Genomic DNA, 21,054 nt, shown 5'->3' on the forward strand with positions numbered 1-21,054 from the left:
CCGAGCCGGGTACCGGTGCCGTGGCCCTCCACCGCGTCCACATCCGCCGCGGTGAGGTGCGCCGACGCCAGCGCCTGCCGGATGACCCGCTGCTGCGCGGGCCCGTTGGGCGCGGTGAGCTGGCTGCTGGCGCCGTCCTGGTTGATGGCGGAGCCGCTGACGAGCGCCAGTACGCGGTGGCCGTTCTTGCGGGCGTCGGAGAGCTTCTCCAGGACCAGGACGCCCACGCCCTCGCCCCAGCCGGTGCCGTCCGCGGCCTCCGCGTACGGCTTGCAGCGGCCGTCCGCAGCCAGACCGCGCTGGCGGCTGAAGTCCACGAAGGTGTCCGGCGTCGACATGACGGTCACGCCGCCCGCAAGGGCGAGCGAGCACTCGCCGTTGCGCAGCGCCTGCCCGGCCAGGTGCACCGCCACCAGCGACGACGAGCACGCGGTGTCGACGGTCAGCGCCGGGCCCTCCAGGCCCAGGGCGTAGGAGACACGACCGGACACGACGCTGCCCAGGCCGCCGTTGCCGAGGTAGCCGGCGAGCTCCTCGGGCACCTCGCGCAGCCGCGGCGCGAAGTCGTGGTACATGACGCCCGCGAACACGCCCACGGGCGCACCGCGCAGCGCCGCCGGGTCGATGCCGGCGCGCTCGAAGGCCTCCCACGAGGTCTCCAGGAGCAGGCGCTGCTGCGGGTCGGTGGCCAGGGCCTCGCGCGGGCTGATGCCGAAGAAGTCGGCGTCGAAGCGGTCCGCGTCGTACAGGAAGGCGCCCCGGTCGGAGTACGACGTGCCCACCGCGTCCGGGTCGGGGTCGTACGAGGCCGCCCAGATCGGACCGCGGTTGTCGGGGAAGGGGCCGATGGCGTCGCGGCCGCCGGCCAGCAGCTCCCATAGGCCCTCGGGGGAGGTGACCCCGCCGGGGAACCGGCAGGCCATGCCGACGATGGCGATCGGCTCCTCCGCACCGGCCGCACCCGCGCCCGCACCCCCGGCACCCGTGGCGGTGTTAGCCGCGGCGGTGCTGTCGCCGACCAGCTGCTCCCGCAGGAAGCGGGCCAGCGACTGGGCGTCGGGGTAGTCGAAGGTCAGGGTGGCCGGCAGGCGGAGGCCGGTCGCGGCGCCGAGCCGGTTGCGCAGGTCGACGGCGGCCAGCGAGTCGAAGCCGAGGCTGCCGAAACCGCGCGTCGGGTCGACGGCCTCCGGGCCGTTGTGGCCGAGGGCGGTGGCGACGTGCGTGCGGACCAGCGTCAGCAGGTGGCGGTCCTGGTCGGCGGGGGAGAGGGCGGCCAGCTGCGCGCCCAGGGTGTCCCCGCCGCCGGCGGAGCCCGCGGCGGCGCGCCGGGCCGGGACCCGGACCAGGGAGCGCAGCAGGGCCGGAACGCCCTCGGCGCGGGCCCGCCGGCCGAGGGCCGCGGAGTCCAGGCGCAGCGCGAGCACGTGCGGGCGCTCCCCGCGCAGGGCCGCGTCGAGGAGGGCGAGGCCCTGCTCGGCGGTGTGCGCGGGAGTGCCGGCGCGGGCGGTGCGCTGAACGTCGGCGGTGGTGAGGCCGGCGCCCATGCCGCCGGCGTCGGGGTGCCACAGGCCCCAGGCGAGGGAGAGGCCGGGCAGGCCCGTGGCGCGGCGGTGGGTGGCGAGGGCGTCGAGGTAGGCGTTGGCGGCGGCGTAGTTGGCCTGGCCGATGCCGTCGAAGGTGGCGGCGGCGGAGGAGAACAGCACGAACGCGTCGAGGTCCTGCCCGGCGGTCAGCTCGTGCAGGTGCCGTGCCGCGGCGGCCTTCGGCGCCCATACGGCCGCCAGCTGCTCCGCGGTCAACGATTCCACGGTCGCGTCGGCGAGCACGCCGGCGGTGTGGATGACGGCCGTGACCGGATGCGCGGCGAGCAGCGCCGCGACGGCGTCCCGGTCGGCCACGTCGCAGGCCGCCAGGACCACGCTCGCACCCGCGGCCTCAAGATCCGCGGCCAGCTCACGGACCCCCGGAGCCTCGGCGCCCCGACGGCTGGTCAGCACCAGCCTGCGGACCCGGTGCTCGGCGACCAGGTGCCGGGCGGTCAGCGCACCCAGCCCACCGGTACCACCAGTGACCAGGACGGTCCCACCCTCCCGGAACACGGGCGCCGAAGCGGCCTCGACGGGCGCGGTACGCGTCAGCCGTGCAGCGTGGAAGACCCCTTCCCGGAGGGCGAGTTCGGGCTCCTCGGCGGGCAGAAGGGGAAGCTCACCGGCACCGGCACCGGCATCTGCGTCCAGGAGAACGAAGCGCCCCGGGTGCTCGGCCTGCGCGGAACGCACCAGGCCCCACACCGCGGCCGCCTCGGGCGCGGCGATGTCCTCGCCGGCCCGCACCGCCACCGCACCCCGGGTCCGGACCACCAGCGGCCCCGACTCCTGCGCGGCCCCGTCAGCCAGCCACTCCCGGATCCGGCCGAGCACGGCCCCGACCGCATCCGCGTCCGGAACGTCGTACACGGCACCGGCAGCCACCCCCGCGGCCTCGCCCGCACCCGCGGACAGTGCGGCCCACTCGACGTGGTGCAGCGGCAGCCCCGCCGCCGCGGCGACCCGGCCGCCCGTGAGCGGCCGCAGGACGAGCGAGCCCACGGTGGCGACGGGGCTGCCCGCGGGGTCGCTGAGGTGCAGCGTGACGCCCGAGGCGGTCGGGGTGACCCGGACCCGCAGCGCGGTGGCACCGGTGGCGTGCAGGGCGACCTCGCCCCAGGCGAAGGGCAGTTCCGGGCCGGCGGCGTCCTCGTCCAAGCCGATGACGTGCAGGGCGGCGTCCAGCAGGGCCGGGTGCAGCCCGTACCCGGCGGGCTCGACGCCCTCGGGCAGGGCGACCTCGGCGAACAGCTCTTCCCCGCGCCGCCAGGCGGCCCGCAGGCCCTGGAAGGCGGGCCCGTAGCCGTAGCCCTGGTCCCGCATGCGGGCGTACGCGCTCTCGGCGTCGACCGGCAGGGCGGTGGCGCCCTGCGGCGGCCACACCGGGTCGGCCGGGCCGGCGGCCGGTGCACCGGAGCGCAGGACGCCCTCGGCGTGCCGGGTCCAGTCGGCGTCCACGGTCCGCGAGTGGACGGTCAGGCCGCGGCGGCCGTCGGGCTCCGGGCCCTCGACCACGATCTGGAACTCGGTGCTGGCGGTGCGGTCCACCACCAGCGGCGCCTGGAGCGTCAGCTCCTCCAGCACCTCGCAGCCGGCCTGCTCGCCGGCGGCCAGGGCCAGTTCCACGAAGCCGGTGCCCGGCAGGATGACCGTGTCGCCCACGGCGTGGTCGGCGAGCCAGGGGTGGGTGCGCAGCGACAGCCGGCCGGTGAGGACGAGCCGCTCCGACCCGGCGACGGACACGGCCGCGCCGAGCAGCGGGTGGGCGGCCGCGGTGATGCCGAGGGAGTCGGCGTCCACGCCTGCGGCGCCGGCGTCGATCCAGTAGCGCTTGCGCTGGAAGGGGTACGTCGGCAGGTCGACGACCGCGCCCGGGCCGCCGAGCAGCGCGGCCCAGTCGACCGGTACGCCCCGCGTGTGCAGGGCGGCGAGGGCGGTGAGGAGCGTACGGGGCTCCTCGTGGCCCCGGCGCAGCACGGGCAGCGCCACCGCGTCGGCGGCGGACTCGGCGGCCATGGCCGTGAGCACCGCATCGGGGCCGAGTTCGAGGAGGGTGGTGTGGCCCTGGGCTTCCAGGACGGTGACGGCGTCGGCGAACCGCACCGCCTCCCGCACGTGCCGCACCCAGTACTCGGGGTCGGACAGCTCCTCGTACGGGGCCGGCCGGCCGGTCAGCGTGGAGACGACGGGGATCCGCAGCGGGCCGTAGTCGAGGAGCTGGGCGAACTGCCGGAACTCGGCGAGCATCGGCTCCATGAGCGGCGAGTGGAAGGCGTGGCTCACAACGAGCCGCTTGGTCTTCCGCCCGGCCTGGGCGAAGTGCGCGACGACGGCCTCGACGGCGGCCTCCGCACCCGACACGACCACCGACGTCGGCCCGTTGACCGCGGCGATCCCGACGCCCTCGCCGAGCACCGCACGCACCTCGTCCTCAGTGGCCTGGACGGCGGCCATGGCACCGCCGGCGGGCAGCGCCTGCATCAGCCGACCGCGGGCAGCGACCAGCAGAGCCGCGTCCTCCAGGGACCACAGGCCGGCCACATGGGCAGCCGCGAGCTCACCGATCGAGTGCCCGGCCAGCGCGTCGGCACGCACACCCCAGGCTTCGACCAGCCGGAACAGCGCCACCTCGATCGCGAACAGCGCGGGCTGCGTGTACTCGGTCCGGTTCAGATCCGCCGGATCCTCATCGAACAGCACGTCCTTCAGCGGCCGCTGAAGGTGCTCGTCGAAGGCCGCGCACACCTCGTCCAGCGCGGCCGCGAACACCGGGTACTGCGCGTACAGCTCGCGCCCCATCCCGGCCCGCTGGCTGCCCTGGCCCGTGAACAGGAAGGCCGTCAGCCCGCCGACCGGGGAGCCCGCGATCGGGGCCGCGCCCGCGGCGACGGCCTCCAGGCCGGCCAGCAGCCCGTCGCGGTCCTCGGCGACCACGGCCGCCCGGTGCGCGAAGGCGGCGCGCTGCGTGGCGAGGGCCGTGGCGACGGCGTGCTCGTCCCACCCGTCCGCGGGGGCGGCGTCCAGGAACGCCCGCAGCCGCTCGGCCTGTTCGCGCAACGCCTCCGGGGTCTTCGCGGAGACCAGCCACGGCACGACGGGGAGAGCGGCCTGCGCGGCGGGCGCCTCCTCGTGCGCCGGGGCCTCCTCCACGATGACGTGGGCGTTCGTACCGCTGATGCCGAAGGAGGAGACGCCCGCGCGCCGGACCCGCTCGCCGTCCGCGGGCCAGTCCCGGGCCTCGGTGAGCAGCCGTACCGTGCCCGCCGACCAGTCGACGTGGCTCGTCGGGGCGTCCACGCCCAGCGTCTTGGGCAGCCGCTCGCGGCGCAGCGCCTCGACCATCTTGATGACGCCGGCGACACCGGCGGCGGCCTGGGTGTGACCCAGGTTGGACTTCACCGAGCCCAGCCACAGCGGCCGGTCCTCCGCCCGGTCGCGCCCGTACGTCGCGAGCAGCGCGCCCGCTTCGATCGGGTCGCCGAGCCGGGTGCCGGTGCCGTGGGCCTCGACGGCGTCCACGTCGGCGCCGCGCAGGCCGCTGACGGCGAGGGCCTGTTCGATCAGGCGCTGCTGGGCGGGCCCGTTGGGGGCGGTGAGGCCGTTGCTGGCGCCGTCCTGGTTGACGGCGGAGCCGCGCAGGACGGCCAGGACCCGGTGGCCGCGGCGACGGGCGTCGCCCAGCCGCTCCAGGACGAGCATGCCGACGCCCTCGGCCCAGCCGGTGCCGTCGGCGGCCTCGGCGAAGGGCTTGCAGCGGCCGTCGGGGGCCAGGCCGCGCTGCCGGCTGAACGCGGTGAACGTCCCCGGGCTGGACATGATCGCGACACCGCCGGCGAGGGCGAGGGAGCACTCGCCGCTGCGCAGGGCGGCGGCGGCCAGGTGCAGGGCGACCAGGGAGGAGGAGCAGGCGGTGTCGACGGTGAGGGTGGGCCCCTCGAGGCCGAGGGCGTAGGCGACGCGCCCGGAGATGACGCTGGTGGCGCTGCCGGTCAGCAGGTACCCCTCGTACCCCTCGGGCGCCTGGTGCAGCAGCGGGCCGTACTCCTGCGGCTCCGCGCCGACGAACACGCCGGTGCTGCTGCCGCGCAGGGCGTGCGGGTCGATGCCCGCGCGTTCCAGGGCCTCCCAGGAGGTCTCCAGCGTCAGCCGCTGCTGGGGGTCCATGGAGGCGGCCTCGCGCGGGCTGATGCCGAAGAAGTCGGCGTCGAACTCGGCTGCCCCGTACAGGAATCCGCCTTCGCGGGCGTACGTCTTGCCGGGCGCGTCCGGGTCCGGGTCGTACAGGTTCTCCACGTCCCAGCCGCGGTCGGCGGGCAGCGGGCCGATCGCGTCGCCGCCGGCGGCGACGAGCTCCCACAGCTGCTCGGGCGAGGCGATGCCGCCGGGGTAGCGGCAGGCCATGCCGACGACGGCGAGCGGCTCGTCGGCGGCTGCGGCGGCGCCGCGCAGCGCCGCGGGCACGGCGGAGCCGTCCGCGTCGCCGGCGGCGGCGTCGATGCCGAGGACGTCCCACAGCAGCCGGCGGGCCAGGGCCCGCGGGGTGGGGTGGTCGAAGGCGATGGAGACGGGCAGGTCGACGCCGAGGGCGTCGCCGAGCCTGCGGTGCAGGTCGACGACGGCCAGCGAGTCGAAGCCCAGGCGCAGGAACGGCAGGTCCGCGTCGAGCGGCCCGGCCGGTTCCCGGCCCGCCTTGCGCAGGGCCGCGTCCGCCTCCTGCCGGACCACCGCGAGCAGGCGACGGAGCTGCTCGCCCTGCGCCAGCCCGGACAGTTCGGCGGCGAGCGGGGACAGGGACGGGGAGGGGGAGGGGGAGGATGCGGATGCGGTCATGTCACCGGGCTCCAGTGTCGATTTCTGCGCGGGAGGTGGTCAAACGAGAGGCGGAGACCACCTCGCCGTCGCGGAGGAGGAGCTCCGCCGGGGCCGGTCGGCCCAGGAAGAGCAGCAGGCTGGCGGTGGGGCCGTACGCGCCCACGTTGGGGACGGCGAGCACGTCGCCGGGGACGGGCGCCGGGATCCGGGCGGCCTTCGCGAGCATGTCGCCGGGGGTGCACAGCGGTCCCGCCAGCACCACGTTCGTCAGCTCGGGGCCGCCGTCGGCGCCCCCGTCCGTACCGTCGGCGCGCGGCTCGACGGCCAGCGGCAGCAGCCGGCCCAGGCCGGCCATGCCGCCGAGGGTGTTGATGCCGGCGTCGAGGATCGCGAAGGTCCTGCCGCGGCTGTGCTTGACGTTGGTCACGGTGGTCAGGAGCCGCCCGCAGTCGCCGGCCAGGTAGCGGCCCGACTCGCAGGCGATCTCGAGCGAGCCGTCCCGCCAGCGCGGCAGGTGCTCGTCGAGGGCCTTCTCCAGCGCGGTGCGCAGCAGCGTGTACACGGGCCGCTCGCCCGGCACCGAGTAGGGCGCGGCGAATCCGCCGCCGATGTCGAGGACCTGCAGCGGCAGGCCGTGCTCGCGCTCCAGGCGGGCCGCGGACTCGATGGTCGCCGTGAACTCGGCGATCAGGCTGTCCTCGTCGCGGGAGTTGCTCAAGGGGAAGAAGTGAGCGCCGACGACCCGGGCGCCGGGTACGGCCAGCAGCCGGGGCATGAGCTCCGGCAGGGTCTCGGCGTCGATGCCGAACTGCGAGGGCGTGCCCGTCATCCGGATGCTGGTGGTGGCCGCGGCGGCCGCGCTGTTGACCCGTACGAGGACCTCGGCGACGGTCCCCAGGGCGGTCGCCTGTGCGCCGAGGCGCTCCAGGTCGCCGAGGGACTCCACGGAGAAGGTGCGTACGCCGGCGGCCAGCGCTGCCGTCATCTCCTCGGCCGTCTTGCCGGGGCCCGAGTACAGGATCCTCCCGGGCTCCTGGCCCGCTTCGAGGGCGTTCGCCAGCTCGCCGGGCGAGCAGACCTCGGCCCGGCAGCCGCCGGGGCCCTCGGCGAGGGCCCGGACCAGGCCGGGGTGCGGGTTGGCCTTCAGCGAGTAGAAGAGGGTGAACGACTCGGGCAGGGCCTCGCGCAGCGCGTCGCGGGCGGCGACGGCCCGGTCCAGGTCGTACACGTACAGCGGGGAGCCGTGGCGGGCCACGAGCTCCCGGTCGCGGGCGCGGGTCCCCCCGGACGGAGTCTGGGGAAGGCTCACTTGGAGGCCTCCAGCAGTGCGGCGAGCTGCTGCTTGGCGTTCTTGCCGTTGGAGGTCAGCGGGAACTGCTCGATCACCTTGCACATCGCCGGGACCTTGACGGTCTCCAGGCGCTGGGCGAGCTCGCGCAGGACGCCCTGCGGGGTGACCGTGTCCGACTCGACGAAGATCATCAGGTCGCGGTCGGCGGTCGGCTTGAGGGCGGCCGCGTTGCGCACGCCGGGGATGTCCATGGCGGCGGCCTCGATCTCGATGGTCGACACCCGCATGCCCTTGCGCTTGAACATGTCGTCGCGGCGGCCCTCGAAGTAGAGGTAGCCGTCGGCGTCGACGCGGCCGTAGTCGCCGGTGTGCAGGCGGGTGGTGCCGCTGGCCGGGTCGGTGCGGAAGGTCTTCTCGGTGATCTCCGGCAGGCGCCAGTAGCCGGCCATGACGTGCGGGCCGGTCACGGTGATCTCGCCGCTCTCGCCCGCCGGGACCTCGCGGCCGTCCGCGTCGAGGATGGCGATCTCGGTGCCGGGGATCGGCCGGCCGGAGGAGCCCGGGCGCTCGTGGTCCTCGGCCGGCGGCATGATCGTGATCCGCTTGCACTCCGAGATGCCGTACATGCGCACGACCTTGGCGTCGGGGAAGCAGCGCCACAGGCCGTCGATGATGCGCTGCTCCAGGGCGGCGCCGGTGCTGGTGAACATGCGCAGCTTCGTCGGGCGCGGGTCCCGGTCGGCGAGCCGGATCAGCGGGCCGCCGAGGGAGGGCACCAGCGGCAGCACCGTGGCGCCGCTCTCCCGGATCAGCAGGTGCAGCTTGGAGTCGGCCTCGCCGTCGGCCAGCACCAGTTCGGCGCCGGACAGGCAGCACAGCAGCACCTGGAAGAGGCCGTAGTCGAAGGAGAGCGGGACCCGGACGAAGACGGTGTCGTCGCTGCGGTAGCCCAGGACGGTGTTGATGGACGCCGCCGCGAAGGACATCTGCGCGTGCGGGCAGACGATGCCCTTCGGGGTGGCGGTGGAGCCGGAGGTGTAGATGAGCACGGCGGGCTCGGTGACCGGGTGGTCCTGCTCGGCGTCCGGGATCACCGCGTCCTGGTCCAGGTCGGCCCAGATCGCGCCGATCTCGTGGACGGGCCGCTCGGTGAGGGCGGCGGTCCTCTCCCCGGAGCCGTCGGTGACGACGACCAGGCGCGGCTCGCAGTTGGCGATGACCGCCCGCAGGTGGAACTCCTTCATCTCGGCGCTGATCGGCACCAGCGCCGCCCCGCACCGGGAGGCCGCGTACAGCAGGGCGACCGTCTCGCGGATGTTGGGCAGCCGGGCCACGATCCGGTCGCCCGGGCGCACGCCCTGGCGGCGCAGCCAGTCGGCGGCCGCGTGGCTCTGCCGGACGAGGGCCTCCCAGGTCCAGGCGTCCCGGGAGTCGCGTACGGCGACCTGCTCCGGGCGCGCGGCCGCGGAGGCGTCGAGCAGCTGGTGCAGCAGGCGGGCTGCGGGGGTTTCGGTGGTCTGGTCGGCCACGGGACTTCTCCTTGTCACTCGATCGGCGGGGCAGCGGGGCGGCGCGGCAGCGGGCAGGTCACGACTGCGCGGCGCGGGCCCTGAGGGCGGACCGGTCGATCTTCCGGTTGGCGTTCATGGGGAACTCGTCGACGTGCTGGATCAGCCGCGGCACCAGCGCCTTGGGCAGGGCGGCGGTCAGCTGCCGGGCCAGGTCGGCCGGGCGCTGCGCGGTGCCGGTGTAGAAGGCGGCCAGTTCGTGGCTGCCGCCGGCGGGGACCGCCACCGTGACGGCGTCCTCGACCCCGGGCAGCCGGCGCAGGGCGTGGCTGACCTCGGACAGCTCCACCCGCCAGCCCTGGACCTGCACCTGGTCGTCGGCGCGGCCGAGGTAGCTGATCTCGCCGTCCGGGTAGCGGCGGACCCGGTCGCCGGTGCGGTACCAGCGCCGGCCGGCGTGGGTCAGGAAGCGGCCCTCGTCGTGGGCGGGGTCCAGGTAGCCGGAGCACATCTGCGGCCCCGTGATGCACAGTTCGCCCTCGACGGTGCCCGAGCCGTCGGGCTCGGCGAGCGAGCCGCCGGGGGCGAGCAGCAGGTGGTCCAGGGCGGGGTGGACTGCGCCGATCGGGACGACGTCGTTGACGTAGCGCTCGTCGGGGGTGGCGGGGGACAGCACGTGCGAGGTGACCGTGATGGTGAGCTCGGTGGGCCCGTACAGGTTCTCCACGGTGGAGTTCGGGGCCGCGGCCCGCCATTCCTCGGCGTCGCCGCGCAGCAGCGGCTCGCCCGCGAACAGGGAGCGCCGCAGCGTCGGGAACGCGCCCGGTGCGAGCGCGCCCGAGCGGCGGGCCAGGGCCACCGAGCCGGGGGTCGCGAACCAGACGGTCATGCCCTCGGCGGCGAAGAACTCCGGCAGCGACCGGTACGCCGACAGCGGCAGCGGCACGACGCAGCCGCCCGCACCCCAGGCGCAGAACAGGTCGAACATCGCGCAGTCGAAGGTGAGGTCGAAGGTCTGCGAGAACACGTCGCCGGGCCCGAAGCCGTAGCGCGCGTCCAGCGTCGTGAAATAGCTGTCCGCCGCCCGGTGGGTGGTCGGTACGCCCTTGGGCTCGCCGGTGGAGCCGGAGGTGAACAGGACGTACGCGACGTCGTCGGGGGCGGCGCCGAGCGGGGCGGCGAGGGCCTCCTCGCGCGGGGCACGGGTGATCACCCCGGGGGCCTCGGGGGCGCCGGCGGCGAGCACGGCCAGGCCCGGCACGCCGTACCCGGCGACCAGGCGGGCCCCGGCGGCGTCGGTGACCACGGCCTCGGCGCGGGAGGCGCGCAGCACGGCGGCGTTGCGGGCGGCCGGGAAGCCGGGGTGCACGGGGACGGCGGTGGCGCCCAGGTAGAGCGCGGCGAGCAGGCCGACGTACGCCTCGAAGCTCTTCGTCGCGAGGACGGCCACGCTGCGCGGCGCCCGGCCGCCGTGCGCGGCGCGCAGCGCACCCGCCCAGGCCAGGGCCGTGGCGTGGGCCTCGGCATAGCTGACGGCGCCGGTGCCGGGCAGCCGGAACGCGGGACGGTCGGGGCCGGCGGCCAGACCGCGCAGGAACCGGCCGTGCAGGGTCCCCTCCAGGGACGGGGGGAGGGCGGATCCGGTCGGCGGCGCCGACTCCGGGGATATGAGGGTCATCTCAGGCCACGCTCCTGACGCGCAGGGCGGCCCGCGGGTCCGCGGCCACCACCTCGAAGTCCTTGACGGCGCCCTCCACCCGGCCGAACAGGGAATCCGGGCCGGCGATCATCAGGCGCTCCACGCCGCGGGCGCGCAGCGCGCCCAGTACGGCCGGCCAGTCGACCGGCTGCACGAAGTGGTCGAGCAGCATCGCCCGCAGCTCCTCCGCGCCGGTCAGCTCGCGGCCGTCCTGGTCGGCGAGGACCGGCAGCCGCGGGGCGCGCAGCGGCAGCGCGTCGATCACCTCACGGGCGGCGGCCGCGCGCAGCCCCGTGAACAGCGAGGAGTGCATCGGCGGGCGCATCGTGTACAGCGGCAGGGAGCCGATCGCCCGCAACTGCCGCTGGAACTCCTCCAGGTCGCGCTCGTGCAGCGAGATCATCTGGAAGCCGTCGTCGAGCAGGCAGGACACCTCGTGCCAGGTCCCGCGCGCCGACATCGAGGCGAGCAGTTCGGCCAGCGGGCCGGCCGGCGCCCGTACGAAGGACTGGGTGACCACGTCGCGGTGCTCCGCGGCGAAGTAGGCGGCGGTGCACCGGGCCAGACCGGCCGTCATGCGCACCGCGTCGGGGAAGTCCAGCGCCCCCGACCAGCCGATCAGCGGCTTCTCGCCGAAGCTGGGGCCGGCGCACACCACCGGCTCGGCGCCGAGCTCCTCGGCCGCCCAGTCGGCGAGCGCCGTGCAGGCGACCATGAAGGCCACCTGGGCGGCCTCGGAATAGGCCTCCTCAGAGGTGCGGAACGCCTCGAAAAGGCCGTAGCCCAATGCCTCGTCGGCCTGGGCGAGCAGCTCCTTGGCACGGGAATTCATCAGGAGGAAGCGGCCGAGCTCCTTGAAGGTGACCGGGCCCATTCCGGGAAACACCATCGCCGTGGTCATCGCAGAAACCTGTCTTGTCGCGAACTGGCGTCGTCCGCACCTTTCTAGGTCCTGCCCAGGGCCCGACCAACCCCTATCCCGCCCCGTGCGCCACCCTTAACCGGCCACCGGTAGGGGTGGCGGCCGCGGCCCGTACGCGGCGGCCCCGGACCCCGGACACAGCACCGCGACGCCGCCGTCCTCGAGGAGGACTGCGGCGTCGCGGCACCGGAGCGGGACCCGCGGCGCGTTACCTGGTCGGCTGGGCGTGGCCCTGCCGGGCGCGGACCACGGCGGGGTAGCGGATCGTGAACATCACCGGGATCACGAAGGTGACCACCTTGATGGCGATGGCGATGGCGGTGGCCTTGGGGTCCCAGCTGATCAGGAGCCACAGCAGCACGGCCGCGGCACCGAACGACAGGCCCCACACCAGGGTGATGACGGTATTGGTGCGGTGGAAGACGGGGGACTTCCACACCTCCTTGGGCACCATGGTGCGCGCGATGCCCAGCGTGAAGGGCTTCGCGATCAACAGCGAGCCGAACGCGGTGGCGGCCAGCCACACGTCGACGAGGGCCGGACCGTAGGGGATGAGGGAGGAATCGGGCTGCTTGTAGGAGAGCCAGGTGATACCCGCGAAGAACACGGCCGCGCTCAACTCGATCACCATCTCGTCCCACTTCTTGCCCGAGCGGTTGCCCTTGAACAGCACGATCAGGGCAATCGCCAGTCCCCACTGGGCACCGCTGCGCCACTCGTCGCTCGTGGCGATGCAGGCGTAGGCGATCCAGGGAGCGAAGCTGATCAGATAGCGGGTCATGGAAAGCTCCTTTCTTACCGCCCATTGCGTCAGTCCCGCCTAAGACGGCGCTAAAGCGGATGCTCTCCTCCGGCTCTTTCCGGCCTCTCCTGCGTCCTGCCCTCCGCCGTGCGACACCCGGCCCGCCGGGGGACGGCGGGCCGGCGGCCGCAGCACGGCTTTAGCCCCTCCCAAGCCGCCGCCTGCACGTTCTGGCGGAAATTCACTTCGCAACGCTGCCGTCCCCGCTGGAGGAACGTGTGTCCCGTCGACTGTTCACCTCGGAGTCGGTGACCGAGGGCCATCCCGACAAGATCGCCGACCAGATCAGCGACGCCATTCTCGACGCCCTGCTGGAGCAGGACCGTTCCGCCCGCGTCGCGGTGGAGACCCTCATCACCACCGGCCAGGTCCACATCGCCGGCGAGGTCACCACGACCGCGTACGCCGACATCCCCGCGATCGTCCGCAAGACGATCCTGGACATCGGCTACGACTCCTCCGCCAAGGGCTTCGACGGCGCGTCCTGCGGCGTGTCCGTCTCCATCGGCGCCCAGTCCCCGGACATCGCGCAGGGCGTCGACACCGCCTACGAGTCGCGCGTCGAGGGCGAGGAGGACGAGCTCGACCGGCAGGGCGCCGGCGACCAGGGCCTGATGTTCGGCTACGCCTGCGACGACACCCCCGAGCTGATGCCGCTGCCGATCGCGCTCGCGCACCGGCTGTCGCGGCGGCTGGCCGCCGTGCGCAAGGACGGCCGGCTCGCGTACCTGCGGCCCGACGGCAAGACGCAGGTCACCCTGGAGTACGACGGCGACCGGCCGGTCCGCCTCGACACGGTGGTGGTCTCCACCCAGCACGCCGCCGACATCGACCTCGAGACGCTGCTCGCCCCCGACATCCGCGAGTACGTGGTCGAGCCGGAGCTCGCGGCCCTCGACCTCGACACCGAGGGCTACCGGCTGCTGGTCAACCCCACCGGCCGCTTCGAGATCGGCGGCCCGATGGGCGACGCGGGGCTGACCGGCCGCAAGATCATCGTGGACACGTACGGGGGCTACGCCCGCCACGGCGGCGGTGCGTTCTCGGGCAAGGACCCGTCCAAGGTGGACCGTTCGGCCGCCTACGCGATGCGGTGGGTCGCGAAGAACGTCGTCGCGGCGGGGCTGGCGCGCCGCTGCGAGGCGCAGGTCGCGTACGCGATCGGCAAGGCCGAGCCGGTGGGGTTGTTCATCGAGACCTTCGGCACGGAGACCATCCCGGTGGAGCGGATCCAGCAGGCCGTCTCCGAGGTCTTCGACCTCCGGCCGGCCGCGATCATCCGCGACCTGGACCTGCTGCGGCCGATCTACGCCGGGACCGCCGCGTACGGACACTTCGGCCGCACCGGCGAATCCTTCACCTGGGAATCCACGGACCGCGCGGCCAAACTCCGCGCCGCCGCCCAGTCCTGACCCGCCCCTGGCCCCTGGCCGGCTCCGGGCCGCCCAGCCCCGCGACGTGGCACGGGAGCCCGGCCATGCCGGCCCCGCCGCCGGCACCAGCCCCGCCGCCTGCGCCAGCCCCGCCGGCGTTCGAGGCGCGGGTCCGGGCGGAGCCCGGTGCCCGGCGGAGCCGGGTTCCCTGGGGCGCCGCCCCACACCCCGCGCCTCGAACGCCGGCGGGGCTGGAATGGCCCACTCCGCTTCGAAGGCCGGCGGGGCTCGGATTGCCGGACCTCCGGTCCCCACGCGCCGGCGGAAGCCGGGACGGCAAGGCCGGGCCACAGGCGTCGGCGGAGCCGGCCGGGCTTCTGGGGCTCCGCCCCAGACCCCGCGCCTCAATCGCCGGCGAGGCTGAAACGGCCCCCCGCTTCGAAAGCGGGGACGGCCGGGTCGGCCGCCCGCGGCCCGAAGCGCAGGCGGGGCCGGGCCGGATCGTCCCGCGGCCGTAGCGGCGGCGGGTGTGGGCCGGCTCGGCCGGTGGCCCGAAAGGCCGGCCGGGGGCGGGACAGCCCGCCCGCCCGGGCCCGGAGCGCCGGCGGGTTCGGGCCGCTCGTCCCGCGGCCGAAACAGTGGCGGGTTCGGGTCGGCTCGCCCCGTGGCCCGGAGCGCCGGCGGGCTGGAAGGCCGGCCGGAGGCGGGACAGCCCGCCCGCCCGGGCCCGGAGCGCCGGGCCGGGGGCGGGACAGCCCGCCCGTCCGGGCCCGGAGTGACGGGTGGGGGGCGGGAACGTTCGGACAAACAGAAACCGCAGGAGGCAGCCATGCGCATCGCCGTGACCGGTTCCATCGCCACCGACCACCTGATGGTCTTCCCCGGTCGCTTCACCGACCAGCTCATCGAGGGACAGCTGCGGCACGTCTCCCTCTCCTTCCTCGCCGACCGGCTCGACATCCGCCGCGGCGGCGTCGCCGCCAACATCGCGTACGGGCTCGGCCGCCTCGGCCTCGAACCCGTCCTCGTCGGCGCGGTCGGCGTCGACTTCGACTTCGACGGCTACCGGCTCCGGCTCAAGGAGCACGGCGTCGACACCGACTCCGTCCACGTCTCCGACACCCACCACACGGCCCGTTTCGTGTGCACCACCGACGCCGACCACAACCAGATCGCCACCTTCTACGCCGGCGCCATGGCCGAGGCCCGCCCCATCGACCTCGCCGCCGTCGCCGACCGCACCGGCGGGCTGGATCTCGTCGTCGTCTCGCCCAACGACCCCGAGGCCATGTTCGGCCACACCCGCCAGTGCCGGGAGCTCGGCCTGCCCTTCGCCGCCGACCCCTCCCAGCAGCTGCCCCGCCTGGACCGCGAGCAGGTGCGGCTGCTGCTGGACGGCGCCGACTACCTGTTCGGCAACGCGTACGAGGCCGCCCTGATCCAGGAGCGCTCCGGCTGGACCGAGGAGCAGATCCTCGCCCGCGTCGGGACCTGGGTCACCACCCTCGGCTCCGAAGGGGCCCGCATCCGCCGGGCCGGACTCAGCCCCCTGCACGTCCCCGCCGTGCCGGTGCCGGCCGCGGACGCCCACGACCCCACCGGTGTCGGAGACGCCTTCCGCGCCGGCTTCCTCGCCGCCACCTCCCGCGGCTTGACCACCGAGGACGCCGCCCGCCTCGGCTGCGCGCTGGCCTCGCTCGCCCTGGAGGCCACCGGCCCCCAGGAGTACACCGTCGACCGGGCCCTGCTGGCCGCCCGCCTGCACGCCGGATACGGCGAGCAGACCGCCGCCCGCATCGCCCCGTACCTGGCGAGGACGCCATGACCGCCACCGCAACCGCCACCCCCGCCGGGCTGCGCCGTGCCCTCGCCACGCGCGTCGTCGTCGCCGACGGCGCCATGGGCACCATGCTCCAGGAGCAGGGCCCCACCCTGGACGACTTCCAGGGCCACGAGGGCTGCAACGAGATCCTCAACATCACCCGCCCCGACATGGTCCGGGCCGTCCACGCCGCGTACTTCGACGCCGGCGTGGACTGCGTGGAGACCAACACCTTCGGCGCCAACCACGCCAACCTCGGCGAGTACGACATCGCCGACCGCATCTTCGAGCTCGCCGAGGCCGGCGCCCGCCTGGCCCGCGAGGTCGCCGACGGCTACAGCACCGCGGACCGCCCCCGCTGGGTCCTCGGCTCCGTCGGCCCCGGCACCAAGCTGCCCACCCTGGGCCACGCCCCGTTCGCCCTGCTGCGCGACGCCTACCAGCAGCAGACCGAGGGCCTGGTCGCGGGCGGCGCGCACGCCGTGCTCGTGGAGACCAGCCAGGACCTGCTGCAGGCCAAGGCCGCCCTCATCGGGGCCCGCCGCGCGCTGCGCCGGCTCGGCGCCGACCTGCCGCTGCTGGTGCAGGTCACCGTGGAGACCACGGGCACCATGCTGCTCGGCTCCGAGATCGGCGCGGCCCTCACCGCCCTGGAGCCGCTCGGCATCGACATGATCGGCCTGAACTGCGCCACCGGCCCGGCCGAGATGAACGAGCACCTGCGCCACCTGGCCCGGCACGCCCGCGCCGGGATCTCCGCCATGCCCAACGCCGGCCTGCCCGTGCTCACCGCAGGCGGCGCCCACTACCCGCTCTCCCCGGCCGAACTGGCCGCCGCGCACGCCGACTTCGTCACCGAGCACGGCCTGTCGCTGGTCGGCGGCTGCTGCGGCACCACCCCCGAGCACCTGCGCCAGGTCGTCGAGGCCGTCCGCGGCCTGGACGTCCTCCCGCGCACGGTGCGCACCGAGCCCGCCGCGGCCTCCCTGTACGCGGCGGTGCCGTTCCGGCAGGACACCTCGTACCTGGCCATCGGCGAGCGGACCAACGCCAACGGCTCGAAGGCGTTCCGCGAGGCCATGACCGGCGGCCGCTGGGACGACTGCGTGGAGATCGCCCGCGACCAGATCCGCGACGGCGCCCACCTGCTCGACCTGTGCGTGGACTACGTGGGCCGCGACGGCGCGGCGGACATGCGCAAGCTGGCGTCGATGTTCGCGACGGCCTCGACGCTGCCGCTGGTCCTGGACTCCACCGAGCCGGCCGTCCTCGAAGCGGGCCTGGAGTGCATCGGCGGGCGCGCCGTCATCAACTCGGTGAACTACGAGGACGGCGACGGCCCCGACTCCCGCTTCGCCCGCATCATGCCGCTGGTCGCCGAGCACGGGGCGGCCGTCATCGCCCTGACCATCGACGAGGAGGGGCAGGCCCGCACCGCCGAGTGGAAGCTCGCCGTCGCCGAACGCCTGATCGCGGACCTGACGGGCACCTGGGGCATGGCCGAGCACGACATCATCGTGGACTGCCTGACCTTCCCCATCGCCACCGGGCAGGAGGAGACCCGCCGCGACGGCATCGAGACCATCGAGGCGATCCGCGAGCTCAAGCGCCGCCACCCCGACGTGCAGACCACGCTCGGCCTGTCGAACATCTCCTTCGGGCTCAGCCCGGCCGCCCGCACCGTCCTCAACTCCGTCTTCCTGGACGAGTGCGTCAAGGCAGGCCTGGACTCCGCCATCGTCCACGCCTCGAAGATCCTGCCGATCTCCCGGATCCCCGCCGACCAGCTCGCCTGCGCCCTGGACCTGGTGTACGACCGCCGGCGCGAGGACTACGACCCGCTCCAGCGCTACCTGGAGCTGTTCGAGGGCGTGGACGCCACCTCCGTCAAGGCGGGCCGGGCCGCCGAACTCCTCGCGCTGCCGCTGGAGGAGCGCCTGCGGCGCCGCATCGTCGACGGGGAGAAGAACGGCCTGGCCGCCGACCTGGACGAGGCCCTCACCACCCGGCCCGCCCTCGCCATCGTCAACGACACCCTCCTGGAGGGCATGAAGACGGTCGGGGAGCTCTTCGGCTCCGGGCAGATGCAGCTGCCGTTCGTGCTGCAGTCCGCCGAGGTGATGAAGGCCGCCGTCGCCCACCTGGAACCGCACATGGAGAAGGCCGAGGGCGACGCCGGCAAGGGCACCATCGTGCTGGCCACCGTCAAGGGCGACGTGCACGACATCGGCAAGAACCTCGTCGACATCATCCTGTCCAACAACGGCTACGACGTCGTCAACATCGGCATCAAGCAGCCGGTCTCCGCGATCCTGGACGCCGCCGAGGAGCACAAGGCCGACGTGATCGGCATGTCCGGCCTGCTGGTGAAGTCCACCATGGTGATGAAGGAGAACCTGGAGGAGCTCAACCGGCGCGGCAAGGCCGCCGACTACCCCGTCATCCTCGGCGGTGCCGCCCTGACCCGCGCCTACGTGGAACAGGACCTGCACGAGATCTACGAGGGCGAGGTCCGCTACGCCCGCGACGCCTTCGAGGGCCTGCGCCTGATGGACGCGCTGATCGCGGTCAAGCGCGGGGAGGAGGGCGCCGCCCTGCCCGCCCTCAAACCCCGCCGGGTCACCGCCACCGCCCGTCCCGTCCCCGCCGAGACCGCGCCCGTGGGCCGCTCCGACGTCGCCACCGACAACCCGGTGCCCGTACCGCCGTTCTGGGGCGACCGCATCGTCACCGGCATCCCGCTCGCCGACTACGCGGGCTGGCTCGACGAGCGCGCCACGTTCATGGGCCAGTGGGGCCTCAAGCCCGCGCGCGGCGCAGGCGGCCCCTCGTACGAGGAGCTCGTGGAGACCGAGGGCCGCCCCCGGCTGCGCGCCTGGCTGGACCGGCTGCGCACCGAGAACATGCTGGAAGCCGCCGTCGTGTACGGGTACTTCCCGTGCGTGTCCAAGGGCGACGACCTGATCGTCCTGGACGAGCACGGCAGCGAGCGGACCCGCTTCACCTTCCCGCGCCAGCCCCGCGGCCGGCACCTGTGCCTGTCGGACTTCTTCCGCTCCGAGGAGTCCGGCGAGACCGACGTCATCGCCTTCACCGCCGTCACCATGGGCAACCGGATCTCCGAGGCCGCGAACGAGCTCTTCGCGGCCGACGCCTACCGCGACTACCTCGAACTGCACGGCCTGTCCGTCCAGCTGACCGAGGCCCTCGCCGAGTTCTGGCACGCCCGGGTCCGCTCCGAGCTCGGCATCGCCGACCGCGACCCGGCGGGCCTCGCCGGGATGCTCAAGACCGAGTACCAGGGCTGCCGGTACTCGCTGGGCTACCCCGCCTGCCCCTCCCTGGAGGACCGCGCCAAGATCGTCCACCTGCTGCGCCCCGAACGCGTGGGCGTCACCCTTTCCGAGGAGTACCAGCTGCACCCCGAGCAGTCCACCGACGCCCTGATCCTGCACCACCCCGAGGCCACCTACTTCAAGGCCGGAGGCGGTCCCGCATGAGCCATCTGCGCGAGCGGCTGGCGAGCGGCGCGCCCTCCTTCTCCTTCGAGTTCTTCCCGCCCAAGACCGACGCGGGGGAGCGGGTGCTGTGGGACGCGATCCGCCGCATCGAGGCGGTCGCCCCCACCTTCGTCTCCGTCACGTACGGCGCCGGCGGCTCCTCCCGCGAGCGCACCGTCGCCGTGACCCGGCGCATCGCCACCGACACCACCCTGCGGCCCGTCGCCCACCTGACGGCCGTCGACCACTCCGTCGCCGAACTGCGCCAGATCATCGGCCAGTACGCCGACGCCGGCATCCGCGACGTCCTGGCCCTGCGCGGGGACCCGCCGGGCGACCCGGGCGGGCCGTGGGCGCCGCACCCGCAGGGGCTGAACCACGCCGACCAGCTCGTCCGCCTCGTCCGCTCCTCCGGCGACTTCTCTATCGGCGTCGCCGCCTTCCCCGAGCGCCACCCGCGCTCCCCGGACTGGGAGAGCGACGTCCGCCACTTCGTCGCCAAGTGCCGGGCGGGCGCCGACTACGCCATCACCCAGATGTTCTTCGACGCCGAGGACTACCTCCGGCTGCGCGACCGCGTCGCCGCGGCCGGCTGCGACACCCCGATCATCCCGGAGATCATGCCGGCCACGGACGTGCGGCAGATTCGCCGCTTCGCCGAGCTGAGCAACGCCCGCTTTCCCGCGGACCTGGGCCTCGCCCTGGAGGCCGCCCGCCACGACCCGGCCACCGCCCACCGCATCGGCGTCGACCACGCCACCGCGCTCGCCCAGCGGCTGCTGGACGAAGGGGCCCCCGGCCTGCACTACATCACTCTCAACCGCTCCACCGCGACGCTTGAGATCCACCGCAACGTCCACACCAGCAGGAGTGCACCCGCCCATGCCGCCGTTCACTGATTTCAAGGTCGCCGACATCTCCCTCGCCGAGTTCGGCCGCAAGGAGATCACCCTCGCCGAGCACGAGATGCCGGGCCTGATGGCGATCCGCCGCGAGTACGCCGAGGCGCAGCCGCTGGCCGGCGCCCGGATCACCGGCTCGCTGCACATGACCGTCCAGACCGCCGTCCTGATCGAGACGCTGGTCGCGCTCGGCGCCGAGGTCCGCTGGGTCTCGTGCAACATCTACTCCACCCAGGACCACGCGGCGGCCGCCGTCGCCGCCGCCGGGATCCCGGTCTTCGCCTGGAAGGGGGAGACGCTGGAGGAGTACTGGTGGTGCACGGAGCAGGCGCTGACCTGGCCCGGCCACGCCGGCCCGAACATGATCCTCGACGACGGCGGCGACGCGACGCTGCTGGTCCACAAGGGCGTCGAGTACCAGAAGGCCGGCGCCGTCCCCGACCCGTCCACGGCGGAGAACGAGGAGATGGCCCTCGTCCTGGAGCTCCTGGGCCGGACCGGGCTCGACTGGACGGCCCTGGCGTCCGGGATCCGCGGTGTCACCGAGGAGACCACCACGGGCGTGCACCGCCTGTACGAGATGCACAGGGCCGGCGCCCTGCTGTTCCCGGCGATCAACGTGAACGACGCGGTGACGAAGTCGAAGTTCGACAACAAGTACGGCTGCCGCCACTCGCTGATCGACGGCATCAACCGCGCCACCGACGTCCTGATCGGCGGCAAGACGGCGGTGGTCTGCGGCTACGGCGACGTGGGCAAGGGCTGCGCGGAGTCGCTGCGCGGTCAGGGTGCGCGGGTCATCGTCACCGAGATCGACCCGATCTGCGCGCTGCAGGC

General features: G+C 74.4%; 11 protein-coding genes. 5 read left to right on the forward strand and 6 right to left on the reverse strand.

The annotated features are described in order from the left end of the window. The 6 genes from AB0953_RS34540 to AB0953_RS34565 all read right to left on the reverse strand — a co-directional run. On the reverse strand, positions 1-6,416 hold a 6,416-nt coding region (locus AB0953_RS34540; protein WP_366863564.1), incomplete at its 3' end, for an SDR family NAD(P)-dependent oxidoreductase. Position 6,417: 1 nt separating this feature from the next. Then, the gene (locus AB0953_RS34545) at positions 6,418-7,707 is read right to left on the reverse strand and encodes a type III PLP-dependent enzyme (RefSeq protein WP_366863565.1); all 1,290 of its coding nucleotides are present in this window, start codon (positions 7,705-7,707) and stop codon (positions 6,418-6,420) included. After that, entirely contained in the window at positions 7,704-9,218 is a 1,515-nt protein-coding gene (locus AB0953_RS34550; RefSeq protein ID WP_366863566.1) for an AMP-binding protein, read from the reverse strand. The genes AB0953_RS34545 and AB0953_RS34550 overlap by 4 nt, the downstream gene beginning before the upstream one ends. A 58-nt stretch (positions 9,219-9,276) precedes the next feature. After that, the gene (locus AB0953_RS34555) at positions 9,277-10,875 is read right to left on the reverse strand and encodes an AMP-binding protein (RefSeq protein WP_366863567.1); all 1,599 of its coding nucleotides are present in this window, start codon (positions 10,873-10,875) and stop codon (positions 9,277-9,279) included. 1 nt (position 10,876) lies between these two features. Next, positions 10,877-11,797: an ACP S-malonyltransferase gene (locus AB0953_RS34560; RefSeq protein ID WP_366863568.1), complete on the reverse strand. Its 921-nt coding sequence runs from the start codon at positions 11,795-11,797 to the stop codon at positions 10,877-10,879. Positions 11,798-12,026: 229 nt separating this feature from the next. Beyond that, positions 12,027-12,599: a hypothetical protein gene (locus tag AB0953_RS34565; RefSeq protein ID WP_366863569.1), complete on the reverse strand. Its 573-nt coding sequence runs from the start codon at positions 12,597-12,599 to the stop codon at positions 12,027-12,029. Between the two features lie 239 nt (positions 12,600-12,838). Between AB0953_RS34565 and metK the strand changes: the two genes are divergently transcribed. The 5 genes from metK to AB0953_RS34590 form a co-directional block, all read left to right on the forward strand. After that, positions 12,839-14,032, forward strand: a complete 1,194-nt coding sequence (gene metK / locus AB0953_RS34570; protein WP_366863570.1) for a methionine adenosyltransferase — start codon at positions 12,839-12,841, stop codon at positions 14,030-14,032. 790 nt (positions 14,033-14,822) lie between these two features. Further along, positions 14,823-15,818 carry a carbohydrate kinase family protein gene (locus AB0953_RS34575; protein ID WP_366863571.1) on the forward strand — a complete coding sequence of 332 codons (996 nt, stop codon included), beginning with the start codon at positions 14,823-14,825 and terminating at the stop codon, positions 15,816-15,818. Continuing rightward, positions 15,815-19,315 carry a methionine synthase gene (metH, locus tag AB0953_RS34580; protein WP_366863572.1) on the forward strand — a complete coding sequence of 1,167 codons (3,501 nt, stop codon included), beginning with the start codon at positions 15,815-15,817 and terminating at the stop codon, positions 19,313-19,315. Before AB0953_RS34575 ends, metH begins: the two co-directional genes overlap by 4 nt. Continuing rightward, positions 19,312-20,214, forward strand: coding sequence for a methylenetetrahydrofolate reductase [NAD(P)H] (gene metF, locus AB0953_RS34585; protein ID WP_366863573.1), 903 nt, complete (start codon positions 19,312-19,314; stop codon positions 20,212-20,214). Before metH ends, metF begins: the two co-directional genes overlap by 4 nt. Then, on the forward strand, positions 20,198-21,054 hold an 857-nt coding region (locus AB0953_RS34590), incomplete at its 3' end, for an adenosylhomocysteinase (protein WP_366863574.1). The genes metF and AB0953_RS34590, both read left to right, overlap by 17 nt.

The sequence above is a fragment of the Streptomyces sp. NPDC046866 genome, assembly GCF_040704625.1.
GTDB lineage: Bacteria > Actinomycetota > Actinomycetes > Streptomycetales > Streptomycetaceae > Streptomyces.